This is a genomic window from Streptomyces sp. NPDC096013, from assembly GCF_044763565.1.
In the GTDB taxonomy this organism is placed as follows: Bacteria; Actinomycetota; Actinomycetes; order Streptomycetales; family Streptomycetaceae; genus Streptomyces.
Genome location: NZ_JBIWGK010000004.1, coordinates 1 through 24,929, shown reverse-complemented (window position 1 = coordinate 24,929; position 24,929 = coordinate 1). Strand labels below are relative to the sequence as shown.

Annotated in this window: 21 protein-coding genes; 9 read left to right on the top strand and 12 right to left on the bottom strand. The window is 70.9% G+C overall.

Features of this window, described 5'->3' with window-relative positions:
- Positions 1-81 precede the first annotated feature (81 nt).
- Positions 82-819, bottom strand: coding sequence for an SDR family NAD(P)-dependent oxidoreductase (locus ACIRB1_RS15010; protein ID WP_403465812.1), 738 nt, complete (start codon positions 817-819; stop codon positions 82-84).
- 177 nt (positions 820-996) lie between these two features.
- On the opposite strand from ACIRB1_RS15010, the gene ACIRB1_RS15005 reads away from it, so the two are divergent.
- Positions 997-1,638: a TetR/AcrR family transcriptional regulator gene (locus ACIRB1_RS15005; RefSeq protein ID WP_403465811.1), complete on the top strand. Its 642-nt coding sequence runs from the start codon at positions 997-999 to the stop codon at positions 1,636-1,638.
- A gap of 159 nt (positions 1,639-1,797) precedes the next feature.
- Positions 1,798-2,517, top strand: a complete 720-nt coding sequence (locus tag ACIRB1_RS15000) for an RNA polymerase subunit sigma (RefSeq protein WP_403465810.1) — start codon at positions 1,798-1,800, stop codon at positions 2,515-2,517.
- On the opposite strand, the gene ACIRB1_RS14995 is transcribed toward ACIRB1_RS15000, so the two are convergent.
- The 4 genes from ACIRB1_RS14995 to ACIRB1_RS14980 all read right to left on the bottom strand — a co-directional run bounded on the left by ACIRB1_RS14995 (position 2,471) and on the right by ACIRB1_RS14980 (position 7,488).
- The gene (locus tag ACIRB1_RS14995) at positions 2,471-3,514 is read right to left on the bottom strand and encodes a sigma-70 family RNA polymerase sigma factor (RefSeq protein WP_403465809.1); all 1,044 of its coding nucleotides are present in this window, start codon (positions 3,512-3,514) and stop codon (positions 2,471-2,473) included. The genes ACIRB1_RS15000 and ACIRB1_RS14995 overlap by 47 nt on opposite strands.
- Positions 3,515-3,754: 240 nt before the next feature.
- A complete protein-coding gene (locus ACIRB1_RS14990) occupies positions 3,755-4,501 on the bottom strand; it encodes an SDR family oxidoreductase (RefSeq protein WP_403465808.1) in 747 nt (248 codons plus the stop codon).
- A gap of 105 nt (positions 4,502-4,606) precedes the next feature.
- Complete coding sequence (locus ACIRB1_RS14985; protein ID WP_403465807.1) at positions 4,607-6,349, bottom strand: L-aspartate oxidase; 1,743 nt, start codon at positions 6,347-6,349, stop codon at positions 4,607-4,609.
- 242 nt (positions 6,350-6,591) lie between these two features.
- Entirely contained in the window at positions 6,592-7,488 is an 897-nt protein-coding gene (locus ACIRB1_RS14980) for an RNA polymerase sigma-70 factor (protein ID WP_352181706.1), read from the bottom strand.
- A 371-nt stretch (positions 7,489-7,859) separates the two neighbouring features.
- Here ACIRB1_RS14980 and ACIRB1_RS14975 point away from each other — a divergent pair, with 371 nt between their 5' ends.
- Together ACIRB1_RS14975 and ACIRB1_RS14970 are read left to right on the top strand one after the other, a co-directional pair.
- Positions 7,860-8,246 carry a cupin domain-containing protein gene (locus ACIRB1_RS14975; RefSeq protein WP_403466205.1) on the top strand — a complete coding sequence of 129 codons (387 nt, stop codon included), beginning with the start codon at positions 7,860-7,862 and terminating at the stop codon, positions 8,244-8,246.
- Positions 8,247-8,263: 17 nt separating this feature from the next.
- Positions 8,264-8,881 carry a DUF5134 domain-containing protein gene (locus ACIRB1_RS14970; protein ID WP_352181707.1) on the top strand — a complete coding sequence of 206 codons (618 nt, stop codon included), beginning with the start codon at positions 8,264-8,266 and terminating at the stop codon, positions 8,879-8,881.
- A gap of 89 nt (positions 8,882-8,970) precedes the next feature.
- Here the strand turns inward: ACIRB1_RS14970 and ACIRB1_RS14965 are convergent, their stop codons facing one another.
- Positions 8,971-10,365: an aldehyde dehydrogenase family protein gene (locus ACIRB1_RS14965; protein ID WP_403465806.1), complete on the bottom strand. Its 1,395-nt coding sequence runs from the start codon at positions 10,363-10,365 to the stop codon at positions 8,971-8,973.
- A complete protein-coding gene (locus tag ACIRB1_RS14960) occupies positions 10,365-11,465 on the bottom strand; it encodes a phenazine antibiotic biosynthesis protein (protein ID WP_403465805.1) in 1,101 nt (366 codons plus the stop codon). The genes ACIRB1_RS14965 and ACIRB1_RS14960 overlap by 1 nt, the downstream gene beginning before the upstream one ends.
- 303 nt (positions 11,466-11,768) lie before the next feature.
- On the opposite strand from ACIRB1_RS14960, the gene ilvC reads away from it, so the two are divergent.
- The 3 genes from ilvC to ACIRB1_RS14945 all read left to right on the top strand — a co-directional run bounded on the left by ilvC (position 11,769) and on the right by ACIRB1_RS14945 (position 15,294).
- Positions 11,769-12,773, top strand: a complete 1,005-nt coding sequence (ilvC, locus tag ACIRB1_RS14955; RefSeq protein ID WP_403465804.1) for a ketol-acid reductoisomerase — start codon at positions 11,769-11,771, stop codon at positions 12,771-12,773.
- 381 nt (positions 12,774-13,154) lie between these two features.
- Positions 13,155-13,589: a VOC family protein gene (locus tag ACIRB1_RS14950; protein ID WP_403466204.1), complete on the top strand. Its 435-nt coding sequence runs from the start codon at positions 13,155-13,157 to the stop codon at positions 13,587-13,589.
- 961 nt (positions 13,590-14,550) lie between these two features.
- A complete protein-coding gene (locus tag ACIRB1_RS14945; protein ID WP_403465803.1) occupies positions 14,551-15,294 on the top strand; it encodes a PP2C family protein-serine/threonine phosphatase in 744 nt (247 codons plus the stop codon).
- A 360-nt stretch (positions 15,295-15,654) separates the two neighbouring features.
- On the opposite strand, the gene ACIRB1_RS14940 is transcribed toward ACIRB1_RS14945, so the two are convergent.
- The 3 genes from ACIRB1_RS14940 to ACIRB1_RS14930 form a co-directional block, all read right to left on the bottom strand.
- Positions 15,655-17,187: an MFS transporter gene (locus tag ACIRB1_RS14940; RefSeq protein ID WP_352181712.1), complete on the bottom strand. Its 1,533-nt coding sequence runs from the start codon at positions 17,185-17,187 to the stop codon at positions 15,655-15,657.
- A 64-nt stretch (positions 17,188-17,251) separates the two neighbouring features.
- The gene (locus tag ACIRB1_RS14935; protein ID WP_403465802.1) at positions 17,252-17,722 is read right to left on the bottom strand and encodes a carboxymuconolactone decarboxylase family protein; all 471 of its coding nucleotides are present in this window, start codon (positions 17,720-17,722) and stop codon (positions 17,252-17,254) included.
- Between the two features lie 88 nt (positions 17,723-17,810).
- Entirely contained in the window at positions 17,811-18,554 is a 744-nt protein-coding gene (locus ACIRB1_RS14930) for an SDR family oxidoreductase (RefSeq protein ID WP_403465801.1), read from the bottom strand.
- A gap of 355 nt (positions 18,555-18,909) precedes the next feature.
- Between ACIRB1_RS14930 and ACIRB1_RS14925 the strand changes: the two genes are divergently transcribed.
- Positions 18,910-21,690 (top strand): AAA family ATPase, encoded by a 2,781-nt coding sequence (locus ACIRB1_RS14925; protein ID WP_403465800.1) that lies wholly within the window; start codon positions 18,910-18,912, stop codon positions 21,688-21,690.
- Positions 21,691-22,011: 321 nt separating this feature from the next.
- Here the strand turns inward: ACIRB1_RS14925 and ACIRB1_RS14920 are convergent, their stop codons facing one another.
- Entirely contained in the window at positions 22,012-22,476 is a 465-nt protein-coding gene (locus tag ACIRB1_RS14920) for a MarR family winged helix-turn-helix transcriptional regulator (RefSeq protein ID WP_403465799.1), read from the bottom strand.
- A 14-nt stretch (positions 22,477-22,490) separates the two neighbouring features.
- Positions 22,491-23,840: an NAD(P)/FAD-dependent oxidoreductase gene (locus ACIRB1_RS14915; protein ID WP_403466203.1), complete on the bottom strand. Its 1,350-nt coding sequence runs from the start codon at positions 23,838-23,840 to the stop codon at positions 22,491-22,493.
- Positions 23,841-24,228: 388 nt separating this feature from the next.
- Here ACIRB1_RS14915 and ACIRB1_RS14910 point away from each other — a divergent pair.
- Positions 24,229-24,929 (top strand): MFS transporter (locus tag ACIRB1_RS14910; RefSeq protein WP_403465798.1); only part of this gene is annotated, 701 nt, incomplete at its 3' end.

Genomic DNA, 24,929 nt, shown 5'->3' with positions numbered 1-24,929 from the left:
CGCCCGGCTGTGACGGCCGGGCGTGTGCACGGACCCCGCCCGGAGGAGGGCGCGGGACGGCGGTCGCCGCCCCGTGGGGGATCAGCGGGACTGGTCGGTGGGGCGCACGAGGATCTCGTTGACCGCGACGTGATCGGGCTGTGTGACGGCGTAGACCACCGCTGCCGCGATGTCCTCGGGCTGAAGGGTCCGCATCGACTCGGCCATGGTCCTGACCGCGGCACGTCCGGCGGGGTCCGTGATGTGGTCGGCCAGCTCGGTGGAGACGAATCCCGGCTCTACGACGACGACGCGTACCCCCTGCTCGGTGACCTCCTGGCGCAGCGCCTCGGCGAAGGCGTTGATCCCGAACTTGGTCGCGGAGTACACCGCGGCGCCGGCCGAGGAGACGCGGCCCGAGGTCGAGGAGATCTGGACCACCGCACCGTGGGAGCGCAGCAGATGGGGCAGCGCGGAGTGCACCGTGTACATGGAGCCCAGCAGGTTGGTCTTCACCATGCGGGTCCACTCCGCCGGGTCGGCGCCCAGGACCGGTCCGGTGAGCATGACGCCGGCGTTGTTCACGACGATGTCCAGGGTGCCGAACCGTTCGACGGTCGCGTCGACGGCCTTGCGCACCGACTCGGGGTCGCTGACATCCATGTCCAGGACCAGTACGTCGCCGGGAGCGTCCTGGGCCAGTGCTTCGAGCCGGTCGGTCCTGCGGCCACCGACGGCGACGGTGGCTCCCGCCTTGGACAGTGCGAGGGCGGTCGCCCTGCCGATGCCGGACGAGGCGCCGGTGACGAGGGCGACCTTGGGGTCGAGAGTGGAAGACATGTCATCTCCTGAGAGGTGGGGCCGCGAGTGAGGCGGGCAGGCCGTCGTCCGGATGGGGAGGACGGGACGGCCGGGAAAGTGACCGAAGGGTCATGTTGTGACAGCGTAACACTGAATCTGACCATCAAGTCATCTTCAGTGTTAACGTTGTGACCCATGCAGGCAGGTGACAGAGCAGTGGCAGAGCCGGGCAGGGCGGACAGCGTCCGCAATCGACGGCTGCTCCTACGGGCGGCGACCGAGGCCTTCGCCGAGTGCGGGGTGGACGTGCCGATGAGCGAGATCGCCCAGCGGGCCGGCGTCGCCAAAGGCACCGTCTTCCGCCACTTCCCGACGAAGGACGACCTGCTGGCGGCCATCATGATGCAACTGCTCGACCGGTTGCTCGGCACGGCGGACCGGCTTCTGCGCGCCGCCGACGCGGGCGGTGCGCTACGCGACTTCATGGCGCACGGGATCGGACTGCTCGCCGCCGACCGGGCGTTCTGCGAGGTCATCGGCAGGCCTTCGCTCCAGCACGCCGAAGTCCGGGACGCGATCGACCGGCTCTGCGACAGCGTCGAGGACCTCACGGCACGGGCGAGAGCACAGGGCGCCGTCCGCGCCGACATCACCGGAACGGACATCGTGCTCCTCCTCGGCGGCATCCATCAGACGGCGCAGCCGCTGCTGGACCGGGAACCCCGCGCGTGGCAGCGTTTCCTGGAGATCGCCTTCGACGGACTGCGTGCCCGGGACTCCGCCGCGCTGCCGTACCCGCCTCCCGCCCGGCTGCGGATGGCGGACCCCTCGGGTGCCTCCCACCCCGTCACCACGTGACACTGAGTGGCACACCGTCCGTGTGGTGTGAAATCATTCCGCAGCTTCAGTCTCGGGCACCCGGTGGACCAGCCCGGTCGGGACGGGTGCGGGTAACGTCCGGGTCAGGCCGTCGCGACGGCTGCGGCTCCGAACTCTCGTCGGCGTGGGGGTCGCTCTATGGATCATGTCGGTGGCGCGGTACCGCTGGCCGAGTCGCTCGACGAGCGGCGGCATCTGCTGGACGTCGCCTGCCGCGCGCTCGGCGGCCGCGTCGCGGCCGAACGCGTCGTTGACGAGGCCTACCGGCGGTGGTACCACCTCACCGATCCGGAGCGCGTCCGGATGACGGCCCCTCGGGCCTGGCTCACCCGGGTCGTGGAGGAGGCGTGCCTGACGCCCCCGGCCGCGCCCTGGGCCGAGGAGGAGTGGGAGAGCCGGACACCCCGGGTGCCGTACGGCGAGGACGCCGAACCGGTCGAGTGGGCCCGGCTGAGAAGACGGGTGCTGCGTGCGCGGCCCGCGCCGGCGGCCCGGCAGCACGAGATCACCGGTGCCGTGGGGCAGGCGTGCACCGATCAGGACGGTCCCCGACTGCGGGCGCTGCTGGCCTCCGACGCCACGGCCTTCTTCGACAGCGGCGGCAAGATCCGGGCCCTGACCCGGCCCGTCCGGGGCGACGAGCAGGTCGCCCGCAGCCTGCTGGTGCTGCTGGCCGGGCAGCGGCGCGTGACCCTGCGCACCGGATCGGTCAACGGACGTACGGGTCTCGTCGTCCGGTGCGACGACCGGGTCGCCGCGGTCATCGCCCTCGACATCGCCGATTCGCTGGTCCTTCGGGTCTGGGCGATCCTCAACCCCGACAAACTGCGTAGCTGGAACGGTCCGTCTCCCGGGTGAGTCCGACCGGCGCGGTGACCTCGGTGACCTCGGTGACCTCGGTGACCCCGGTGACCCCGGTGACCCCGGTGACCCCGGCGTCCGCGGACAGCGGGACGCGGCGGGTGCGGGACGCGAGGAAGGCGGCGATCTTGCGGGGGTTGAACAGCCACAGGACCTGATGGACCCCCCGGCGGGTGGCAGCGATCGTCATGAAGACCTCGGGACGGCCGTCCCGGCACAGCAGGACGCCCCCACGCCCGTTGGCCTCCACGGGCGCGACCTCGACCCCCGGCCAGAACCGCGAGGATGCGGTCGCCAGGTTCGCCACCCGGGCCCGGCCGACGACGGGTACGCGTGCCGCGCCGCGCAGCCCGTTGCCGTCGGACAGGCTGACCGCGTCGGGCGTCAGCAGCGCCTCCAGCGAGGCCACGTCCCCGTCCTGGGCCGCGGCGACGAAGGTGTCGAGCAGCCGGCGGTGCTCCTGGGCGTCCACGCTGTCGCACCCGTCCCCCGCGAGGTGTTGGCGCGCCCTGCTGACGACCTTCCTTACGTTGACCGGGGTCAGGCACAGGATCTGCGCGATCTCGGCGTAGCCGTAGTCGAAGGCCTCCCTCAGGACGTAGGCGGCCCGCTCGGTCGGTGTGAGCTTCTGGAGGACGAGGAGCAGGGCCAGTTCGAGCGCCTCGGCGCGCTCGGCGCCGGCCACCGGATCGAGGCTGGTGTCGATGGGCTCGGGCAGCCAGGGACCGATGTAGGTCTCACGGCGCACCCGGGCGGACTGCGCCACGTTGATGGCCAGCCTCGTCGTCGTGCTCGACAGGAACGCCGCGGGACTGAGGACCACGGAACGGTCGGTTCGCTGCCAGCGCAGCCACGCCTCCTGCACCACGTCCTCCGCCTCCGCCGCGCTGCCCAGTACGCGGTAGGCGATACCGAAAAGGCGGGGCCTCAGTTCCACGAAGGCGGACACGGCCTCGCCGAGGTCGCTGTCCGTCGGGGATGCCTGTGGATGCATGTCGACTCCATTCCTCCGGGTACCGGATCGTCGGAACACGGCCACGCGGCCCTCATGGACCCGGTGATCGTCTCGCTCTCAACGACCGAGACGACCGGAGTGCTGTGACAGCGAATGCGGAGCCTTGTCATCGGCAGGGCTGGGGAAAGGGTCCTGCCGTGACGGTGGACGCACGGCTCCGGACAAGGCAAGGGCCTGCTGTTCCACGCGGCGTGGAACAGCAGGCCCAGGACGGTGCCCCTATCGCTGTTGGGCGAGCCAGTCGGCGAAACGCGTGTCGCCGATGTGCGCGTCCGGCCCCGGAAGCAGCGTGGACTCCTTCAACTCGGCGCCGAAGTAAGGGGCGTGCGGGTCGGCGACGACCGTGCGCGGGTCGTTCTTGGCCGCCAGACCCTTGCGGATCAGCTCGTCCAGCTGGAAGGTGTCGGGGCCGGCCACCTCGACCACACCGCTGACCGGCGCGCCCACGGCGGTGCGGCCCACGACGGCGGCCACGTCGTCCGAGTGAACGGGCCGGATCTTCACCGGGGCCAGCTTGACGGTGTCTCCCTCGGTGGCCGACTCCGCGATGCCCTTCATGAACTCGAAGAACTGCGTGGCGTGGACGAGCGACCAGGGAATCCCGGAGTCCTTGATCAGTTCCTCCTGCGCCTGCTTGGCACGGAAGTAGCCGCTGTCCTGCAAGCGCTCCGTGCCCACCACCGAAAGGGCGACATGGTGGGTGACACCGGCGTTCGCCTCTGCCTTGAGGAGGTTGGTGGTGGAGGTACGGAAGAAGTCCATGACGGCGTCGTCCGCGAAGGAGGGGGAGTTGGAGACGTCGACCACGACGGCCGCGCCCTCCAGGACCTCGGCCAGGCCCTCGCCTGTCAGGGTGTTGACTCCGGTGTTCGGGGCGGCGGCCACCGCCTCATGGCCGTGTTCGTTGAGCCTGCTGACGACCTTCGAACCGATCAGTCCGGTGCCGCCGATCACTACGACCTTCATGGGAACGTTCCTTTCGCTGTTTTACGTGTGCTGTCTGCACGAGGTAGGACAGGGCACCGAACGGTGCTGTGACACCTTCTGGGGTTCCGGAGGAAGGGAGGGTTCCTATTCGACGAGTTTTCCGGCCGTCGAGACGTCCTCCATCAGGGCCGCGATCTCGTCGGGAACAGGACCGACGGGCTCGCGGGTGATCCCGCCTGCCGGGGACCAGACGAGGTTGACCCGAAGCGCGGGGTCCATGTCCGGGTAGTCGCTGCGGTTGTGGCACCCGCGCGTCTCGCGCCGCTCCAGAGCCGCTTCCAGCGTGGCGCGGGCCGCCAGCGCGGCCGACTTGAGGTCGAAGGCGTGGGCGAGGTCCTGGAAACCGGCGATGTCGGGATGGACGCCCACGTTCTCCATGCGTTTGTCGATGGCGTCCAGCTCGGTGAGCCCGGTGCGCAGCCCCTCCTCGTCACGGACCACGCCCGCGTACTCGGTCATGGTGTTGCGCAGGGCGCGCTGCAACGCGCGCACGTTCTCGGGCCCGTCCGCGGCGAGCAGGCCGTCGACCTCGCCCCGGGCCTCGGCGACCGCGGCGGCCGAGCGCGGCTGTGCGGTCAGGGAGGCCGAGTAGGCGGCGGCGGCCTGTCCGGTGATCCGGCCGTACACCAGCAGCTCGATGAGGCTGTTGCCGCCGAGCCGGTTGGCGCCGTGCAGTCCGCTGGCGGCCTCGCCGATGGCGTACAGGCCCCGCACGTCCGTGCTGTGGTCCTCGGGGCGGACCCACACGCCGCCCATCGAGTAGTGGGCGGTGGGAGCGACCTCGATCGGGTCCCGGGTGATGTCCAGCATCTGAAGGTCCATGAGCGTCTGGTAGACGCGGGGGAGGCGGCTCATGATGGTCTGCCGGGGCAGATGCGAGACATCGAGCCACACACCGCCGTTGGGTGTGCCGCGGCCCTCCTTGATCTCCGTGTAGGAGGCGAGGGCGACCCGGTCGCGCGTGGACAGCTCCATGCGTACGGGGTCGTAGCGCGACATGTAGCGCTCACCGAGCGCGTTGCGCAGGATGCCGCCCTCACCGCGGGCCGCCTCGCTCACCAGGGTCCCCGCGGCGTTCTCCGGCTCGATGATGCCGGAGGGGTGGAACTGGACGAGTTCCGGGTCGCGCAGCCGGGCTCCGGCCTCCGCGGCCAGCCGGAAGGAGTCGCCGGTGTTCTCGTCGCGCCGTGACGAGGTGCGCCGCCAGATCCGGGTGTGGCCGCCCGCCGCGAGGATGACGGCGTCCGCGTGCACGAGGTAGCGCTTGCCGTCGGTCAGCCCGAAGCCGTAGGCGCCGAAGACGGCCCCGTCGTGGACCAGGAGGCGGGTGATGTAGACGCTGTCGAGCACCGGTATGTCCAGCTGGATCGCGCGCCGGACGAGCGTGCGCTGGATCTCCAGGCCCGTGTAGTCGCCGGCGAAGGCGGTGCGGCGGAACTTGTGGGCGCCGAAGAAGCGTTGCGAGATACGGCCGTCCTCCTCCCGGGCGAAGGACATGCCGTAGCGCTCCAGATCGTCGATGCCGAGGGCGGCGCCGCGGGTGACGATCTCGGCGGTGCGGGGATCTCCGAGAAGGTAGCTCTCCTTGAGCGTGTCGGCGGCGTGCTGCTGCCAGCTGTCCTCGGGGTCCATCGTGGCCAGGGCGGCGTTGATGCCGCCGGCGGCGAGAGAGGTGTGGGTGTCCTCCTTGGGGCGCTTGCCGACGGCGAGGACGTCGACGCCTGCCTCGGCCAGTTCGATGGCCGCCCGCAGGCCTGCTCCGCCGGTGCCGATCACCAGCACCGCGGTGGAAAGACGTTGTTCGGTGGCAACCACGATTGCTCCCATCGCTCGGGGTGGTCACCAGCTACGACCGGGCGGAGCGGGCGTTTGTGACACCGACGCCCGCGTCCGGTCCGGCGCCGGCCGAACGGCCGCACGAAGGCGGGAAGGCGGTGGACCACCGGAACGCGGCAGCGGAGGCACTGGACGACGACCGTCGCGGTCGCGGACCCGTGCGTCGGCCCCGCTCCCGCGAACCGGACCCCGCACCGTGCCGGCCCCTCCAGGGGCTGCGCCGAACCTGCGGGTCAGGCTCCCAGGGACAGCACGTAGGGCGTCAGCTTCGCCGGGTTCATCACCCACATGATCCGGTCGATGCCCGCCTCGGACGTGTCCAGGCACAACAGGGCCACGGGGGCTTCGTCCCGCGCGACGAGCACGGCGGCCCGGCCATTGGCCTGGACGAACCGGATCTGCGTGTCCGGCCAGAAGCGCGGCGCGAAGGCGGCCAGGTATCGGGAGACGTGATCGCGGCCGACGACGGGGATCCTGGACGCGCCGCGGATGCCGCCGCCGTCCGAGTAGCTGACGACGTCCGAGGTCAGCAGGTCTTCCAAAGTGGAGAGATCTCCCGTGCGCGCGGCGGAGAGGAAGCCTTCGAGCAGCCGCCGGTGGGCCGCCGGGCTGACGCGCTCCTTGCGCTCCGCCCCCAGATGCTTGCGCGCCCGGCTGACCAGTTGCCGGGCGTTGGCGTCGCTGGTCTCCAGGATGTCGGCGACCCGCTTGTAGGGGTAGTCGAACGCCTCCCGCAGCACGTAGGCGGCGCGTTCGATCGGGTTGAGCTTCTCCATCAGCAGCAGGACCGCCAGCTCGACGGCCTCGGCGCGTTCCGCCCCCAGGTGCGGGTCCTGGGTGGTGTCGACCGGCTCGGGGAGCCACGGTCCGACGTAGGACTCCCGGCGTACCCGCGCGGACTGGGCCAGGTTGATCGCGAGCCGGGTGGTGACCGTGGTCAGGAATGCGACCGGTTCGTGGATCTGCGCGCGGTCGGTGTTCTGCCAGCGCAGCCAGGCGTCCTGGACGATGTCCTCGGCCTCCACGACACTGCCGAGGATGCGGTACGCGATGCCGAACAGCCGCGGTCGTGCCGAGACGAACTCCTGGAGTCCGCCGTCCCAGGTGTCGGGGTGGGCGCCAGCGCGCATGGGTCGTCCCTTCTGGCTCTGCGCCCATCATGCTACGTGCGAGGGAAAGGTACGCGCTGTGGGCCTGTCCGCTCACGCTATCTCTTCCGCGTTCCATCTTCACACGGTGGTAATCGCTGTGCCCGGCCCCTCCGGGGCCCTCCCTTGGCTCCCGTACCCGTCCGATGCGCTGAAGAGCCGCAGTTGACGCGGGGAAAGCCGGTCCAACCCGGAGGCCCGCAGATGTCACAGATGCGCTCGTCCTCCGGTCAGAGGTGTCGAACAATGTTCACGCCTACGGAAGGTGCAACACCGTGTCGGACAACACGACAGCACACGACCATTCCGGCCACGGCCACGGCCACGGTGATCACGCAGGGGCCGCCGGCTGGATGACGGCGGCGAAGGTGCTCCAGGACGCCGCGCCGCTCACCATCGCGGAGGGCGCGTCGGCCATGACCATCCTCGTCGAGTGGGAACCGGGCGACCCGGGCACACCCCCGCACCGGCACTCCGGCCCCGCCTTCGGCTACGTCGTCGAGGGCGCGGTCCGTTTCGAACTCGAAGGCGAGCCCGAGCGCGTGGTGGAGGCCGGCGGCACCTTCTGGGAGCCCGGCGGCGACTCCATCCACTACCAGGACGGCAACGCGCTGCCGGACGCGCGGACCCGGTTCGTGGTGACCATGATGTGCGCTCCGGGCAAGCCCATGCTGGAACTGGTCGACGAGAAGGAACTGGCGGAGCGCGCCCACCTGCGGGCACCGCGCCCCACCAACTGACCGGGCACGGACCCGGCATGAGCACCCCTCTCGTCCTGGTGCACTGCATGCTGACGCTGCTCTTCGTCGTGGTCCTCCTCCACGGGCTGGCGCGGGACGTCGGGATGAGAGGGACCGGGTTCCGTGTCCGGGCGGACCGACTGCTGCGGGCCAGCATGGCCCTGTCCATGGCCGCGATGCCGTGGATCGCTCTCGGCCCGGGGCCGGCTGCCGCCGCGACCGGTGTCTTCACCGCCGGCGCGGTGTGGTTCCTGCTGCCGCTCGGCCGCCGCGTCGGCGGGGGAACGGCAGCAGTGGCCCACCGGCTGCCTCATGCGGCCGGGATGGCCGCGATGGTCTGGATGCTGCGCGTACCGCGCACGGGACCGGTGCACGACCATCCTGGTACGGCGGCCCCGCACCTCACCGGGCCCGACGGCCTCGGGGCAGCTCCCCTTCACGGCGGTGCCGCGGGCACGCTCTCGCTGGCGTGCGGTCTGCTGGCGTACGCGCTCTGGTCGCTGACCCGCCCCATGCCCGCGCTGCGATCGGCGGTGAGCGCCGCGCGCCGGGCCGCGGCGGCGACGCCGGCGTGGCACGTGGGGGAGGGGGCGATGGCGCTCGGGACGGCCGTGATGCTGGTGCTGCCCCACTGAGCGCCGCACGGCCGGGGCGACGACCATCGCCCCGGCCGTGCCTGGCCGAACCCGCCGTGAACGCCGTGAAGGAGAGCGCCGGGCGTTGTTCACGACGGGCCTTCGGAGACCCCTTTGCTCCGCATCAGGAAGTCCGACAGATAGCTGTCGTGGGGCACACCCGGAGCCATCCAGTGGGTCGGCTGATCGCCGAAGTAGACGTTGGCGATCGAGGGCTCCGCCGTGAGGGCCTCCCGCAGGTCCCGGTCCCGGGTCAGCGCCGACAGTGCCAACGTGTCGCGCAGCGGCGCCAGGCCGTCCGCCCGTGTCCAAGGGGCGATCCATACACAGGGGAAGGGCAGTTCGGCACGGAGTTGGGCGGATCGAGCACTCGTGGCCTGGTGCACACCGGGGCGCAGTACGGCGCTGCCGTCTCCCAGATCGTCGGCGATTCCCTCACCGCCGAGCCAGGGGTGCGTCCCGGCCGCCACCCTCCGCAGATGGGCGCTGAGGGCTCGTGCCCGCTCCAGCGGACAGACCGGCAGACGTGCCCTCTCGTCCTGCGGGGGAAGACTGGGCAGGACGGCCAGCCGAGCCGCGACCGCTTCGGCGAGCGGGCCAGGATCGCCTTCGACGAGGATCGCGGTGGCGTTGACGCACGCGGTTCCGCCCTCACCGGCGACGGACGAGACCAGCGTGTCCAGATGGTCACGCCAGTCGGTGTCCGCGGTGACGAGGATCTTCGACCGTCCCGGCCCCTGCGGCAGGACCCGCCCGTCGTGCGCGTACCTGGCCACCACGTCGTCGCCGCCGTAGACCACGGCCCGGTCCGCACCGTGGACGAGCGTGTCGGCGGTCGGGTGGTCGGTGGGCAGCAGCATCAACTGGTCGTCCCGGACCCCGGCCTGACGCAGTGCGGCGACGAGCCGGTACGGGGTGAAGGGCTCGCGTCGGGACGGCCGGACGGCCACGCGATAGCCCAGCGCCAGTGCCTCCAGCCACCCACGGTGCACGCCGGGGTGGTTGCCGGACGCGTTGACGGCGAACACCTCGCCCCGGCGCGCCCAGACCGTGTGCGTCTCGTGCCGGACGGGATCGCCGAGGTCGCGCGCGGCACCGCGCGGCCTCCCGCGGTCGGCGGACGAGGGAGCATGCCGCAGGAACCGCGCCGTGCCCCGGGTCGCGGCGCGCACCACCGTGAGCGGCGTGCCCGAGGTCCGGCTCACGAGGCGTTCGTACTCCCGGACGCTCAGGCCTCCCACTGTCCCGGAGGCGAACACCTCGCCCGCGGTGGCGAACATCGCGTCGAGGTCGGCGGCGGCGATCGGCGGGGCTTCGCGCAGGGCGTCGATCGCCCGCGACACGTACAGCGGCGGGACCAGGCTCAGCCGTGCGACGGCCGCGCCTGTCACGTCCGTCACCGTCTCCGGGGCCCGGGTGCGGTAGGTGCCGCGAGGGCCCAGCGCGTCGAGGTACAGCGGATCGGTCGTACGCGAGGAGGGCATCAGTAGACCCCCTCGATCACGGTCTCGCCCGCGACCGCGGGAACCGGCGCGACGTCGGCGACGGCGTCTCCGGCCTGCCCCTCGGCCGGCCGGAGCCGCAGTGCGGTGTCCCGCTCCCTGTTGTTGGGGATCAGCATGGCCCTGCTGACGTGGCTCACCACCACCTGTCCCCGCTCGCCCCGCGCCACCTGGTCGCCGGTGTCGGGATCGACGACCCTCAGGAAGACGTAGGGAGAGACCGGGTCGAAGACACAGGGGTCCGACGCCGTGAGCCCGGGACGCTCCAGAAGTGCGGTGAGCATCATGGTGTTGCCGTACATGCCGATCACCGGCACGTCCGGAAACACCTCGCTCCTGAACAGGTCCCGAGTGTCGGGGTCCATGTGGGTGCCGCCCCAGATGATCGCCCCGACGTTGGCGTTGATGACCTCGACGAGATCGCTGTCCCGGGCGAGGCGCTCCAGCAGTGGGGTGGTGGCCGCGATGACACCGATGTCCTGGCCGAGCAGGACGCGCCGGCACTGCTCGACCAGATGGTCGGTGTAGGCGTCGACCTCGTCACGGCGGCCGGCGGCGACGAGCTTCTTGACCCACCTGGGGTCCATGTCCACGCCCAGCGCGGGGCTTCCGAAGTCTGCCGCGGCCCGTTGCAGCACATCGCCCACGAGATGGGGGCCCGTGGGCGCCACGGTCAGCCACAGCGCACCGACGGGCAGGCCGTGGTCCTGGAGCCGGCGGGTGACCTGGTGCGTACTGTGCCGCGCCCAGTCGTCCATCTGTACGACGCGTTTGGGCGCCCCGGTCGTGCCGCCGCTGTCGAACACGTTCAGCGGCCGGGCCCGGGGGCCGTAGCCGCGGGGGACCAGGTCGGAGACCCGTACGTCCCGCAGTTCGTCCGTCAGGTCGGGGAAGAGCGCCAGATCCGCCACGCCCCGCACGTCGTGGAGAGGGTCGAAACCGAGCCGCTCGACCCGTTCCAGCCAGTACCGGGAACCGGTTTCGGGAGTGAAGTGCCACCGCATGGCCGCCCTGACGAACTCGTCGGGGTCCACCCCGTCGAAGGGGCCGGCGTCCAGGATGGTGAATGAGCCGAACGGCATGCAGCCGCCGCCTTTCTCGAAGTCGCTTGGGCGCACGCGCGCGAACCGCGCGTCCCGGGTCGTCCCGCGAGCCCGACCCTTCCCCGGAGACAGACCGAGGGCCGCCGCCGTCTGTGACAGCGTGGCGAGAAGACCGCCGAAGCCACGAGACGAACGCTGTGCGGCCCAGGACATCGGCCTGCGCCCCCGACCCACTTCAAAACATGTGACACCATGGGATGCGATAGTGTTCCGGTCGTCTCTCGACGGCGGGTGGTACCTCCCCGCCGCTCGATGCGGGCGGCCACGAATGAGGGGATTGCCATGGCCGAGCTGTTCTACGACGCCGACGCCGACCTGTCCGTCATCCAGGGCCGCAAGGTCGCGGTCATCGGCTACGGCAGCCAGGGCCACGCCCACGCGCTGTCGCTCCGTGACTCGGGTGTCGACGTCCGGGTCGGTCTGCACGAGGGCTCCAAGTCCAAGGCGAAGGCCGAGGAGCAGGGCCTGCGCGTGGTGACCCCCTCCGAGGCCGCCGCCGAGGCCGACGTCATCATGATCCTGGTCCCGGACCCGATCCAGGCCCAGGTCTACGAGGAGTCCATCAAGGACAACCTCAAGGACGGCGACGCGCTGCTCTTCGGCCACGGCCTGAACATCCGCTTCGGTTTCATCAAGCCGCCGGCCGGTGTCGACGTCTGCATGGTCGCCCCCAAGGGCCCGGGCCACCTGGTGCGCCGTCAGTACGAGGAGGGCCGCGGCGTCCCGTGCCTCGTCGCGGTGGAGCAGGACGCGACCGGCAACGCGTTGGCGCTCGCGCTGTCGTACGCGAAGGGCATCGGTGGTACCCGCGCCGGTGTCATCAAGACGACCTTCACCGAGGAGACCGAGACCGATCTCTTCGGTGAGCAGGCCGTGCTCGCCGGTGGGGTGTCCGCGCTGGTGAAGGCGGGTTTCGAGACGCTGACCGAGGCGGGTTACCAGCCGGAGATCGCGTACTTCGAGTGCCTGCACGAGCTGAAGCTCATCGTCGACCTCATGTACGAGGGCGGCCTGGAGAAGATGCGCTGGTCGATCTCCGAGACCGCCGAGTGGGGCGACTACGTCACCGGTCCGCGGATCATCACGGACGAGACGAGGGCCACGATGAAGCAGGTTCTCGCCGAGATCCAGGACGGTACGTTCGCGCGTGAGTGGATGGCCGAGTACCACGGTGGCCTGAAGAAGTACAACGAGTACAAGCAGAAGGACTCCGAGTCCCTGCTGGAGACCACCGGCAAGCAGCTCCGCAAGCTGATGAGCTGGGTCGACGACGAGGAGCGGTCATGACGGTCCGGGCCGGCACGGAAACGAACCAGGGGTGACCTCATGACGACACTGCATCTCAACCTGCTCGGCGCGCTCCGCGAGATGGCCGCCGTCCGCATGCCCGCAGTGGAGTCCGCGCAGGGCACCCGATCCCCGCGCCGCTTCGAGCTGGAGCTCCACGTGCCGCACGAACGGCACGAGGAACTGGACGCCGAACTGCGCGCCGCCGCCGCGCCGGACGGAACCTATCTGAAGGGCACCGACGCGGAGTGGCGGGTGGTGGAGGGCTGGACCGTCGTCACCCACGGATCGCGGGCCGGGATCGACTTGTACCGGGTGGATATCGAGGAGGCCGAGCGCCCCACGACGGCCGACGCACCCGCCGGTGAGGATGCCGGTGTCATGGAACTCAAGCTGGGCGTCATCGTGCTGCCCGTCTCGGATGTCGACCGGGCCAAGGCGTTCTACGAGGCGGTCGGATTCCGCCTGGACGGCGACCACGCCGTCGACGCGTCCTACCGCGTGGTCCACATGACGCCCCCGGGTTCCGCGTGCTCGGTCCTGTTCGGGACGGGAGTCACCACGGCGGTTCCGGGTTCGGTGCGGGGCCTTCACCTCGTCGTCTCCGACATCGAGCGGGCCTGCCGGGAACTCGGCGCACGGGGTGTCGCGACCGGCGGAATCTTCCATGACACGAGCGGCATGTTCCACCGCAGCACCGACGAGAAGCGGGTCGACGGACCCGACCCGCAGCGTCGCGACTACCACTCCTACGCCGAGTTCAGCGATCCTGACGGCAACGGATGGGTGTTGCAGGAGGTACCGGTTCGGTCCTGAGGAGGCTCGCGCGGCGATGAACCGCGGGGAGGGCGTCGTCCATGGGGTGGGGGCGACGCTCGCCTCCACCCCGTGCCGCGACGCTGCCGCACATGGTGTGGATGGTCTCGGCGATCGACGCGATATGCGCGTTCACGGCGTGCACTTCTTCACGGAGCTGCCGTAGCCGGCCCTCCAGCGCGGTCGCCTCCGCCGTGAGTGACGCGGCGACGACGGCGGGGTCCGCCTGAAGTTCGGTGCCTTGGGACATCTTCCCGGCCCTCCTCGGATCGTGTCGGACATCAGTCCCCGTACTGACCAGGTGGGCGGCCTGCTTGTGACACTCGGAACCATGATCGGGTTCGACGGGCACCTCCCCGCGGGCGTTCCCGCTCCGGTCCGCTGTTGGCCCGGAGCGCCGCCTCGCACACGGCGCCCGCGCTGTCGGGCGCCTCGGCCACGAGGCAGTAGAACCAGACGGTCTGGGAGCCGTCCGAACGGAACGGCAGACCCATCAACCAGGTGAGTGAGAGCGGTCCGGTTCGTGACGGCGAGACGGTCCGTGCCCGCTGTCGTGCCTCAACTGCCGTGCCGTACCTCACGGATGGGCGGAGCGATGTCACACATCCGCTTTCGCCGCTGTCTCATGGTCGAACAGATCGGGCCGGGTACGAGAAGGACGGGTGCTCGTTCAGAGCGCCGCCGACACTCGTGTCTTGAGCTGCCGATTCCCTCGCCGCAGGAAAGACCACACATGAGCAGCCCCATTCCGCCGTCGGACGAGCCGACCGGCGATCGCTGCGGAGGACATCGGGCCCAGGAGGTCCGACCCCGTGGGGGTGCGACCTTCCGCCGCGGCCTCGGCATCTCTCCGCTGTCCCGCGACACATGGGATGCGCAGGACGCGATCCAGCTCAGGAGTCCGCGTCCGGACCGGCCGGCCTGTGCGCGTGGTGGGGTGACGACGGAAGGCCGGGACGGCATGGCATGGGACAACACCGCGCTGGAGCGGGGCCTGTTGCCCGACCTCGCGATGCGTGGCGAGGGTTTCACGACCGCCTTCCACTACGCACCGGGCCGCGCGCACACGCTGCTGGGCGGTGATTTCTGCGACGTGGTGCGGGGCGAGGACGGCAGCGTCCACGTCGTGATGGGCGATGTGTCCGGGCACGGCGCCGCCGAGGCCGCCCTCGGTGTCCACCTGCGCCTCGCATGGCACACCGCCGTGTTGTGCGGTCAGAACCAGCTGGAGCAACTGCGGCTGCTCGAAAGGATCCTGACGGACGAACGGGCCGGTGAGGAGACCTACGCGACCGTGGTGTCCCTGGTCCTGCCGCCGGACCGGCGGTGCCTGCGGATGGTCAGCGCGGGCCATCCGGGCTTTCTGCACCGGCACCGGGGGAAGATGCGTTGGGCGGAGCCGCGGCCGGGTCTTCCGCTGGGCCTCTTTCCCGGACAGGGGGACTGGCGCGAGAGCGAGATGGAGTTGTCGGACGGGGACGGTGTGGTGCTGTTCACCGACGGTCTCTACGAAGGCCGCACGCCCCAGGGACGGCTCGGCGAGGAGGGACTGCTGAGGCTCGCGACCCGGCTCACGCACCTGAAGACGCAGGCGTTCGTCGATGCCCTGGTACACGGTGTGTCGCTGCTGGCCGCTCCGTTCGGTGGGCTCCGCGACGACGTGGCCGTACTGCACCTGGCCTGTGACGAAGGGGCCGGGGCTTGAGGGGCCTGGGGTTTCGGCGGGGTGAACGCCCGGGCCGCTGTGGGCGGTTCGTGGACCAGGCGGGGCAGTTCGCGAGCCTGGTCCGGCGGGTTCAGCAGGTCCGGCAGGTCCGGTGGGTTCGACCGGTGCCGGGTTCGTGGCGCGGCGGGCTTCCGATTCCTGGAGCGTGTCCGCGCGATCCATCTGTCCCTGTTGCCAGGCACGTTCCCCGACCCTCTCAAGAGCGTGGGGGGTGCCCCCATGTGGGTGATGCGAGTGCTCCGCCCGCCACCTTTCCGGCCTTCGGGCGGCGTCAAGAGCACGCACCGGACGCCGCGCGACCCGTTCCTTCGGGCGGACAGCGTCCGGTGCGTGCGCGACCTAGTCGAGAGCCCGATGATGCGCGAAGCGCGACACCAGCGGCGGTTCCATCAGCCAGCCGTGTGCCCGGCCGCGCCGTGGATGAGCGGGAACCGCGGTCCGGCGCGGCAAGGCGAGGGCCACCGCCGCGCCTAGGGCCAGCAGGCCCGCGCAGAGTGGCATGGCCCGGCCGAACGCCGTGTCGAAGGAGGCCGGTGAACGGTAGGCGTCCGGGCCCATCCCCACCAGCAGTGGCAGTGCCGCCACGGAGACCAGTCCGGCCGCGCGCGCGGCGGCGTTGTTGATGCCGCTGGCGAGGCCCGCGTCGGCGGCCTCGACCGATGCCAGCAGGGTCACGGTCAGCGGAGCGACCATGATGACCATGCCGGTGCCCATCACCAGCAGGGCGGGCAGGACGTCGGAGACGTAGGAGGCGTGCGTGCCGACCCGCGCTGTCATCAGCATCCCCGCCCCGCACACCAGCGGCCCGACGGTGAGGGGAACGCGCGGTCCCAGACGCTGGGCGAGCACCCCGGAGCGCGAGGAGAACAGCAGCATCAGCACCGTGCTCGGCAGCATGGCGGCGCCGGCCCCCAGTGCCGAGTACCCGGCGACGATCTGGAGTTGTAGGGCTGTCAGGAAGAAGAACCCGCCCAGTCCCGCGTAGACGCACAGGGTGATCACGTTGATGGACGTGAACTGCCGTGACGAGAAGATCGACAGCGGCATCATGGGGTCGTCGCTGCGCCGCTCCACCAGCACGAAGGCCGCCCCGGCCGCGATGCTGCCCGCAGCCGCGACGAGGGCGACTGTCCCGCCCGCGCGGGCCTCGGTCAGCGCGTAGGTGGCCAGGGCGAGGGTCAGCGCGCCGAGAGCGGCACCGGCGATGTCGAAGCCCCGCCGGGAACCGGTGCCGGTATCGGTCGTGACGGTGGACTGCGGAGGTCTGCCGACGGACTCCGGGACATGGCGCAGGGCTATGGGAACGCACAGCAGCGCCGGCGGGATCGTCAGCAGGAACGTCCAGCGCCAGCCGGGGCCGTCGACCAGCCACCCTCCGAGGAAGGGTCCCAGCGCCGCGCCGATGCCGCCGAAGCCGGACCACAGGCCGATGGCGCGCGGCCGGTCGTCCGGGTGGAAGGAGGCTTCGATGATCGCCAGTGAGCCGGGGGTGAGCAGCGCTCCGCCGACACCTTGGAGGGCACGGGCGGCGATGAGGGTGGTGGTGTCGGGAGCCAGTCCGCACAGCAGGGACGCCGCGGCGAACCAGACGATGCCCAGGACGAAGATCCGGCGACGGCCGAATCGGTCGCCCAGGGAGCCGCCCAGCAGGATGAGGCCCGCCAGGGTCAGCATGTAGGCGTTCACCGTCCACTGGAGGACGGCGAGGTCGGCGTGGAAGTCGTCGCCGATGTGCGGCAGCGCGACGTTGGTGACGGTCGACCCGAGGAGCACCACGCTGGAGCCGAGCACGGTGGCGAGCAGCGTCCACCGGCCGCGGGCGCCGGCGATGCGGAGGAGAGCCGCGTCGTCGGCGGGCGGGGAGAGGCGCATGGTGTCTCCTTGGGGCAACGGGCGAGGACGCGGCCGGTGGGGCGGCGCCGGGGGAGCGGGTGCGTCAGCCGAACATGCCCGGCTGGTAGTCGCCGGCCGGCTGCTGGTTGATGACGTTGATCCGGTTGTAGGCGTTGATGATCGCGATGAGCGAGATCAGCGCGGCGAGCTGGTCCTCGTCGTAGTGCTTCGCGGCGTCGGTCCAGGCCTCGTCCGACACACCGCCGGCGGCGTCGGCGATCCGGGTGCCCTCTTCGGTGACCTTGAGCGCCGCACGCTCGGCGTCGGTGAAGACGTTGGCCTCGTGCCAGGTCGCTACCAGGTTCAGCCGCTGCTGGTCCTCGCCCGCGGCGAGCGCGTCCTTGGTGTGCATGTCGGTGCAGAACCCGCAGCCGTTGATCTGGCTGGCCCGGATCTTCACCAGCTCCTGGGTGGCGACGGGAAGCGCCGAGTGCACGGCGGCCCCGGCCGAGTTCAGGTGCTTCATGACCTTGCCCGCGAGGGCGTTGCCGAAGTAGTTGATGCGTGCGTTCATGTGGGAATCCCTGATGTGGTGTGGTGCGGTGGAGAACGAACTGACGTGGTGTTCCTGTGCGTTCGGGACCGCGGCCCCGAACGCGCCGCTACTGCCGGCTGCTCCAGTCGGCGAAGTGCGTCTCGCCGAGCTGGGCGTCGGGGCCGGGCAGCAGGTCGGCCTCCTTGAGGGCGGCGCCCCAGTAGAGGCCCTTCGGGTCCGTCACCACCGTGCGCGGGTCGTCGTGGACCGCGAGGCCCTTGCGGATGAACTCCTCCAGCGTGAAGGTGTCGGGGCCGCCGACCTCCACGATGCCGTTGACCGGAGTGCCGACCGCCGTACGGCCGACGGCCGCCGCCACGTCGCCGGAGAAGATGGGCTGGATCTTGATGGGGGCGACGGAGACCGTGTCACCGCTGGTCGCCGAGTCCGCGAGGGTCTTGGCGAACTCGAAGAACTGCGTGGCGTGCACGATCGAGTACGGAATTCCGGAGTCCCGGATCATGTCCTCCTGCGCCTGCTTGGCACGGAAGTAACCGGCCTGCTGGAGGCGGTCGGTGCCCACGACCGACAGTGCCACGTGGTGGGTCACACCGGCATCGGCCTCCGCGGCGAGCAGGTTGGTGGTGGAGGCCCGGAAGAACTCCGCGACGGCGTCGTCCTCGAACGAGGGGGAGTTGGAGACGTCGACGACGACGGAGGCGCCCTTCAGCGCGTCGGCCAGGCCTTCGCCCGTGACGGCGTTGACTCCGGTGTTCGGGGAGGCGGCCACCGCCTCGTGGCCGTGTTCGTTGAGCTTGGAGACGACCTTGGATCCGATGAGTCCGGTTCCGCCGATCACTACGACCTTCATGAGTTTCCCCTTCACTGTTCTCGCGCGGTGCCCGATGAGGCTGCCGTGGGGCGGCCAAGGGCACCGGCCGCGCTGGCTCGTACCCTCCTGACCGGGCGGCGGCGCCATGTGTGACAGGACGGCGCGGGGAGATTTCTCGCTACCGGTCGCCCCGCCCGGTCTCATGGGGTCATCGGTGGGGAACGACCGGACAGGCACCCGATCTGTGACAACATCAGCGCGATTTCGGGCGTGCAAGTAGTCACAGTGTCCGCGGACACCGTGTGAGAGAAGCCCCGGGTATCGTGGCGATGATCCCCCCGACCACCGCTGTGGGAGCTCTGTCCTCCCGGATTCCGCCGAGGAGCCGTGTCGCATGATCGCCGGTCCGCTTCCCGATCTGTTCGGCCGGCACCACGAGTGCGAGGCGCTCGACGACCTGCTGGCCGGCCTGCGGGACGGCGGCTCGCGGGTTTTGGTCCTCCGGGGCGAGGCGGGCATCGGCAAGTCGGTGCTGCTGGAGTACGCGGCCGCGCGGGCCGTCCGGGTCGATGTCACCTGGGCGCGCGGTGTCGAGGCCGACATGGAACTGCCCTACGCGAGCCTGCACCAGGTGTGCGCGCCGTTCGTGAACGGCATCGAGGAACTGCCGCAACCCCAGCGTGACGCGCTGCGCGTCGCGTTCGGGACGGCGGTCGGCGATCCGCCCGACCGCTTCCTGGTCGGCCTCGCCGTCCTCACCCTCCTCACCCGCGCCTCGGAGACCCGACCGGTGCTCGTCCTGGTCGACGACGCCCAGTGGCTGGACCAAGTGTCCTTGCAGACACTGGAGTTCGTGGCCCGGCGACTCCTCGCCGAACCGGTCGCGATGGCCTTCGCCGTCCGTGACCCCGAGGGACGGTCCGCGCTCGGGGGCCTGCCGGTACTGCCGATCAAGGGCCTTGAACCCGCAGCCGCCGGGGAACTGCTGGCGAGCACTGTCGGGGGACGGCTCGAGGAGCGGGTCAGGGACAGGTTCGTGGCCGAGATGCACGGCAATCCGTTGGCGCTGCTGGAGTTCTCCCGTGGCCGCAGCGCCGCCGAACTGGCCTACGGGGTCGACGCGTCGAGCTCCCTGGGCGTCCAGGGGCCGGTGGCCGGACGCGTCGAGCGGGACTTCGCCGGGCGACTCGGCGCGCTCCCGGCCGCCACTCGTACGCTGCTGCTGACCGCCGCGGCGGAACCGGTCGGCGACGCACGCCTGTTGATCCGCGCGGCCGCGTCCCTCGACATCACCCCGGACGCCGCACCGGCCAAGGCGGCAGGCCTGATCGAGTTCGGCGAGCCCGTCCGGTTCCGGCACCCGCTGGTCCGCTCGGCGGTCTATCACGGGGCCGAGCCCGAGGACCGGCGCGCGGTGCACCGGGCCCTGGCCGAGGCCACGGACCCCCTCCTGGATCCCGACCGGCGTGCCTGGCACGCCGCGCAGGCCGCCGACGGGCCGGACGAGGAGGTCGCCGCGGGGCTGGAACAGGCCGCCGACCGCGCTCGGCAGCGCGGCGGTATCGCCGCCGAGGCGGTCCTGCTGGAACGCGCGGTGGAAGTGACGCCCGACCCCTGGCCGCGGGGGCGCCGCGCTCTCGCGGCAGCAGAGGCGCACTTCTCGGCCGCGGCACCGGAACGGGCCACCGAACTGGCCGCGGTGGCCGACCTGTATCCCCTCAGCCCCCTGGACCGGGCCCGGCTGGCGCGGCTGCGGGCCAGAATCCTCTTCGCCCGCAGTCGCAGCGACGAGGCGGCACCGTTGTTCCTGGACGCGGCCGCACAGTTCACCGCGGCGGGCTCACCCCTGGCACGGGAAACGTACTTGGAGGCGATCAGCGCCACCATCTTCGCGGGCCGCGTCCACGGCCCGGCGGGCGCCAGGGCCGCGGCCGTCGCCGCCCGCGCGTCCGGCGCGCCTTCATCAGGTTCCAAGGCCGCCGACGCCCTCCTGGACGGTGTGGCGGCCCTGCTCGCGGACGGCTGCGACACGGGCGTTCCGGCCCTGCGCGAGGCACTCGACCTGCTCGAACACGAAGAGCTCGACACCCGGGAGGCGACCGTCCGATGGCTACTGCTGGCCCCGGTCGCGCTGGAGGCGTTCATCCACTACGCCTGGGACCTGCACGCCTGGGACGCGCTGGCCACCCGCGCGGTACGCCTGGCCCGTGACATCGGGGCGCTCGGCACCCTGCCCCCGGCCCTGATCTACGCGGGCGGAGTACACATCCACTACGGCGACTTCGCCGAGGCGGCCCGCATGATCGACGAGGCCGACGCGATCGCCGCCGCGACCGGCCACGCCCCGCACAAGTACGCCGCGCTCGTGCTGGCCGCGTGGCGGGGAGAGGCGGACGTCGCCGCCGGCATCGTCGAGGAGGCCAGGGAGAGCGCCGTACGCCGGGGCGAAGTGTCCCTGCTAGGCGCCATGGGCTACATCCAGGGTGTGCTGTTCAACGGGCTGGCCCGTTACGAGGAGGCGATGGAGGCGGCCCGCAGCGGCATCGAGCACGACGGATTCAACTTCACCGGTCTGTCCCTGGTCGAACATGTCGAGGCCGCGGTGCGCTGCGGCGAACTCGACCAGGCGCGCGCCTCGTTGGCCCGGCTGACCGAACTCACCCGCGCCGCCGGCTCCGGATGGGCGCGCGGCGCGAGCGCCCGCAGCGAGGCGCTGCTCGCCGAGGGGGACGAGGCCGACGGTCTGTACCGGACGGCCATCGAGGAATTCGGCCGTGGCGGGGTCGTGGTGGAGGTGGCGCGCACACATCTGCTCTACGGCGAGTGGCTACGGCGCGGTCAGCGCCGCGCGCAGGCCCGCGAACACCTGCGCACGGCCCACGAGATGTTCGACGGCATGCGGGCCCAGGCCTTCGCCGAACGGGCGCGCCGCGAACTCCTCGCCACCGGCGAGCACGTGACCGTGCGGGAGCCCGGCCCGGCGAGCGCCCTCACTCCGCAGGAGTCCCAGGTCGCCTCCCTCGCGGCCGACGGCATGACGAACGCGAGGATCGGCGCGGAACTGTTCATCAGCCCGCACACCGTGGAGTGGCACCTCCGGAAGGTCTACACGAAACTCGGCATCAGCTCACGTCGTGCGCTGCCGGAGGTACTGAGCGCCGCGCGGACGGGGTGAGGTCCGACCGACGGACCGCCGCACGTCTCAGCGGCGGTTGGGTCCAGCGCAGGGGACGGGTCGGCACGGCGACTTCGTGGCGGCGACGAAAACGCGCAGCAGGCCCTGCATGGCGGGCCTGCTGCGCGTTTTCGTCGAAGCGCGGAGACACGGTGTCGCCGACGCGGATCTCACCGTGTCCCCGTTCAGAGCGGCGCGGATGCCCGTGCCGACGCCGATGCGGGCGTAGCCGAGGTGTTCGTCGATGACGATGAGGTCACCGACCACTCGTGCACCGACCACTCGTGCGCGGAGCACCGGAACTTCACGAGGATCACCCTGTCAGCGGGTGTCCGACACACCGTCCGCGCGGCCGTTCCGCAGGTAGCCGAGCAGGTCCCGGTCCCATCCCTCGTCGGCGAGTGCCTCGACCGTGTGCCGGACGGTCTCGTGGACCAATGGGATCCCGCGGCGCAACGTCTCCCGAGCCACGGACGTGAGGTGCACGTCGACGCTGCGCCGGTCATGGGCCGCGGTCGAGGTGGTGATCAGGGCGCGGCTCTCCAGCCGGGCCACCAGCCGGCTCGTGGCCGACTGGCTCAACCCGATCTCGGCGGCGAGGTCTTGCAGATACAGCCGGCCGTGCGCGGTGTCGATGGCCTCCTGCAACATCGTCAGCGCCTGGAACTCGCGAAGGCTCAGCCCGAAGTCCTCATGGAGCCGTCGATCCATCGTGTTCTCGATCCGGCCGTGGAGACGGTCCAGCGCTCTCCAGCGCGTGATCAACGTCGAGGCCTGGCTCCTCATCGCTTCGGGCTTCCTCACCTGGCCGGCGCATCGGTGGGCTGTTCACCGTGACGCGGGTTTCCGTGAGCCACGAAGGCCGCGCGTGGCCGCTGCACCGAGGTCAGGGAGACGATGTCCCTGCCGAACGGCACGGCGGTGATCCACACCGCCAGCACCCTGACCTTGCGCTCCCACGTGGGTATGGCCAGCACGTGGTAGCCGCGGTGCATGAGCCAGGCCGGGAAGCCCTTGACGACCAGACCCCGGTACTGGAATATCCCGCGCCCCAGACCCAGGGTGGCGACCACACCCAGGCTGTGGTGCACATAGTCCTTGACGGTCCGCCCCCGGAGCGTGGCCAGGATGTTCTTCGCGAGCAGCTTGCCCTGACGTACCGCGTGCTGGGCGTTGGGAACCGTATGAGCTCCTGGGCGGTGCGCCGCGAGGTCGGGAACGGCGGCGTCGTCGCCGGCGGCCCACACGCCTTCCAGCGGAGCCTCCTCGGTGCCCACGCGCAGATCGGCCCGCACGGTCAGCAGCCCGCGCTCGTCGACGGGAAGGTCCGTGTGGTTGTGCACGATGGGGTTGGCCGCGTTGCCGGCGGCCCACACGAGCAGACCGGAGTCGAATTCCTCGCCGTTCGACAGCACGATGTGCCCGTCCTGCGCGGAGACGAGTTGGGTGTTCAGGTGTACCTCGGCTCCGCGGTCGCGCAGTGTCCGCACCACCCAGGCGCCTGGCCCGTCGCCGACCTCCGGCAGGATGCGGTCGCGCGCCTCGACGAGGTGGAACCGCAGTTCGTCCGCGGAGAGTTCGGGGTAGTGCCGGAGCAGGGCGGTCGCCAGGGAGAGAAGTTCTCCGAACCCCTCCACACCGGAGAAGCCACCGCCGACGAACGTGACGGTGAGGAGCTTGCGACGGTCCGGACCCGGCGGCAGCGTCGCCGCGCGGTCGAAGGAGGTGAGCAGCCGGTCGCGGATGGCGACGGCCTCCTCCACGTGCTTGAGGCCGATGGCTTCGTCTTCGACACCGGGGATCGCGAACGTACGGGTCACGGCTCCGGCGGTCACCACCAGGACGTCGTACGACAGCTCATGATCCGGACCACTGTCCGGGCGGACGGTGACGGTGCGGTCGTGATGGCTGATGCCCGTCACCGTTCCGGCGATCAGCCGTGTGCGGTGCAGATGTCGCCGTAGGGACACCGCCGCGTGGCGCGCCTCGATCGAGCCCGCCACGACCTCGGGCAGAAAGGGCTGGTAGGTCATGTAGGGACGGGGGTCGACGACGGTGACCCGTGCCTCGCCCCGGCGCAGCTTCTTCTCCAGGCCCCACGCGGCGTAGAAGCCCGCGTAACCGCCACCCACGATCAGGATCTCCTGCACGGCGTCCTCTGTTCTCTCGGTTTCCTCCTCAAGACCGGACGCGCCCCGCAGTTGTGACACGGGGTGACTGGCAACCGATCGTGGCCCGGAGCCGGTCAGGCGGTGTCACAACAGACATGCGCGGGCTGTCTCCTACCAGTGAGCGCCACCGCTGCCCGGCCGGCCGCCGCGTCCGAGAACGACCGGCGACCGAGCGTCAGGCGTACCCGTGTCCGGAGCGGGCAGCGGATGGAAGCCCTGTTGTCGATCACCAGCAAGACCGCAATCCGAGTTCCGATGGACCGGGAAAGCCCACAACCGGCATTGACCGCGACGTCGCACGTGTCCGAGGTGCCTCGCCCATGAGGCTCCCGGCCGGCGGCGTTGCCGGTGGCCCGAGGAGTTACACGTGACCAGCACTGCGCAGGCACCTCAGTCAGGAGCCGGGTCGGCTCATCCCGAGCATCTCGGGCATGTCATCTTCATCGCGGCGGCGGCCGCGATGGGTGGCTTCCTCTTCGGTTACGACAGTTCCGTGATCAACGGTGCGGTCGAGGCCATCCGTGACCGCTACGACGTGGGCTCGGCGGCGCTGGCGCAGGTGATCGCGATCGCGCTGATCGGGTGTGCGGTGGGGGCCGCGACCGCGGGGCGGATAGCGGACCGTATCGGCCGGATCCGCTGCATGCAGATCTCCGCCGTGCTGTTCACGGTCAGTGCGGTGGGGTCGGCGCTGCCCTTCGCGCTGTGGGACCTGGCGTTCTGGCGGATCATCGGCGGGTTCGCCATCGGGATGGCCTCCGTGATCGGCCCCGCCTATATCGCCGAGGTCTCCCCGCCCGCCTACCGCGGCCGGCTCGGTTCCTTCCAGCAGGCGGCGATCGTCATCGGCATCGCGATCTCGCAGCTGGTCAACTGGGGTCTGCTCAACGCCGCGGGCGGCGACCAGCGCGGCAGGCTGATGGGGCTTGAGGCCTGGCAGGTCATGCTCGGCGTGATGGTGATCCCGGCCGTCCTGTACGGTCTGCTGTCCTTCGCGATTCCCGAGTCCCCGCGCTTTCTGATCTCGGCGGGCAAGGTGGGCCGCGCGCACGAGGTGCTGCGGGAGGT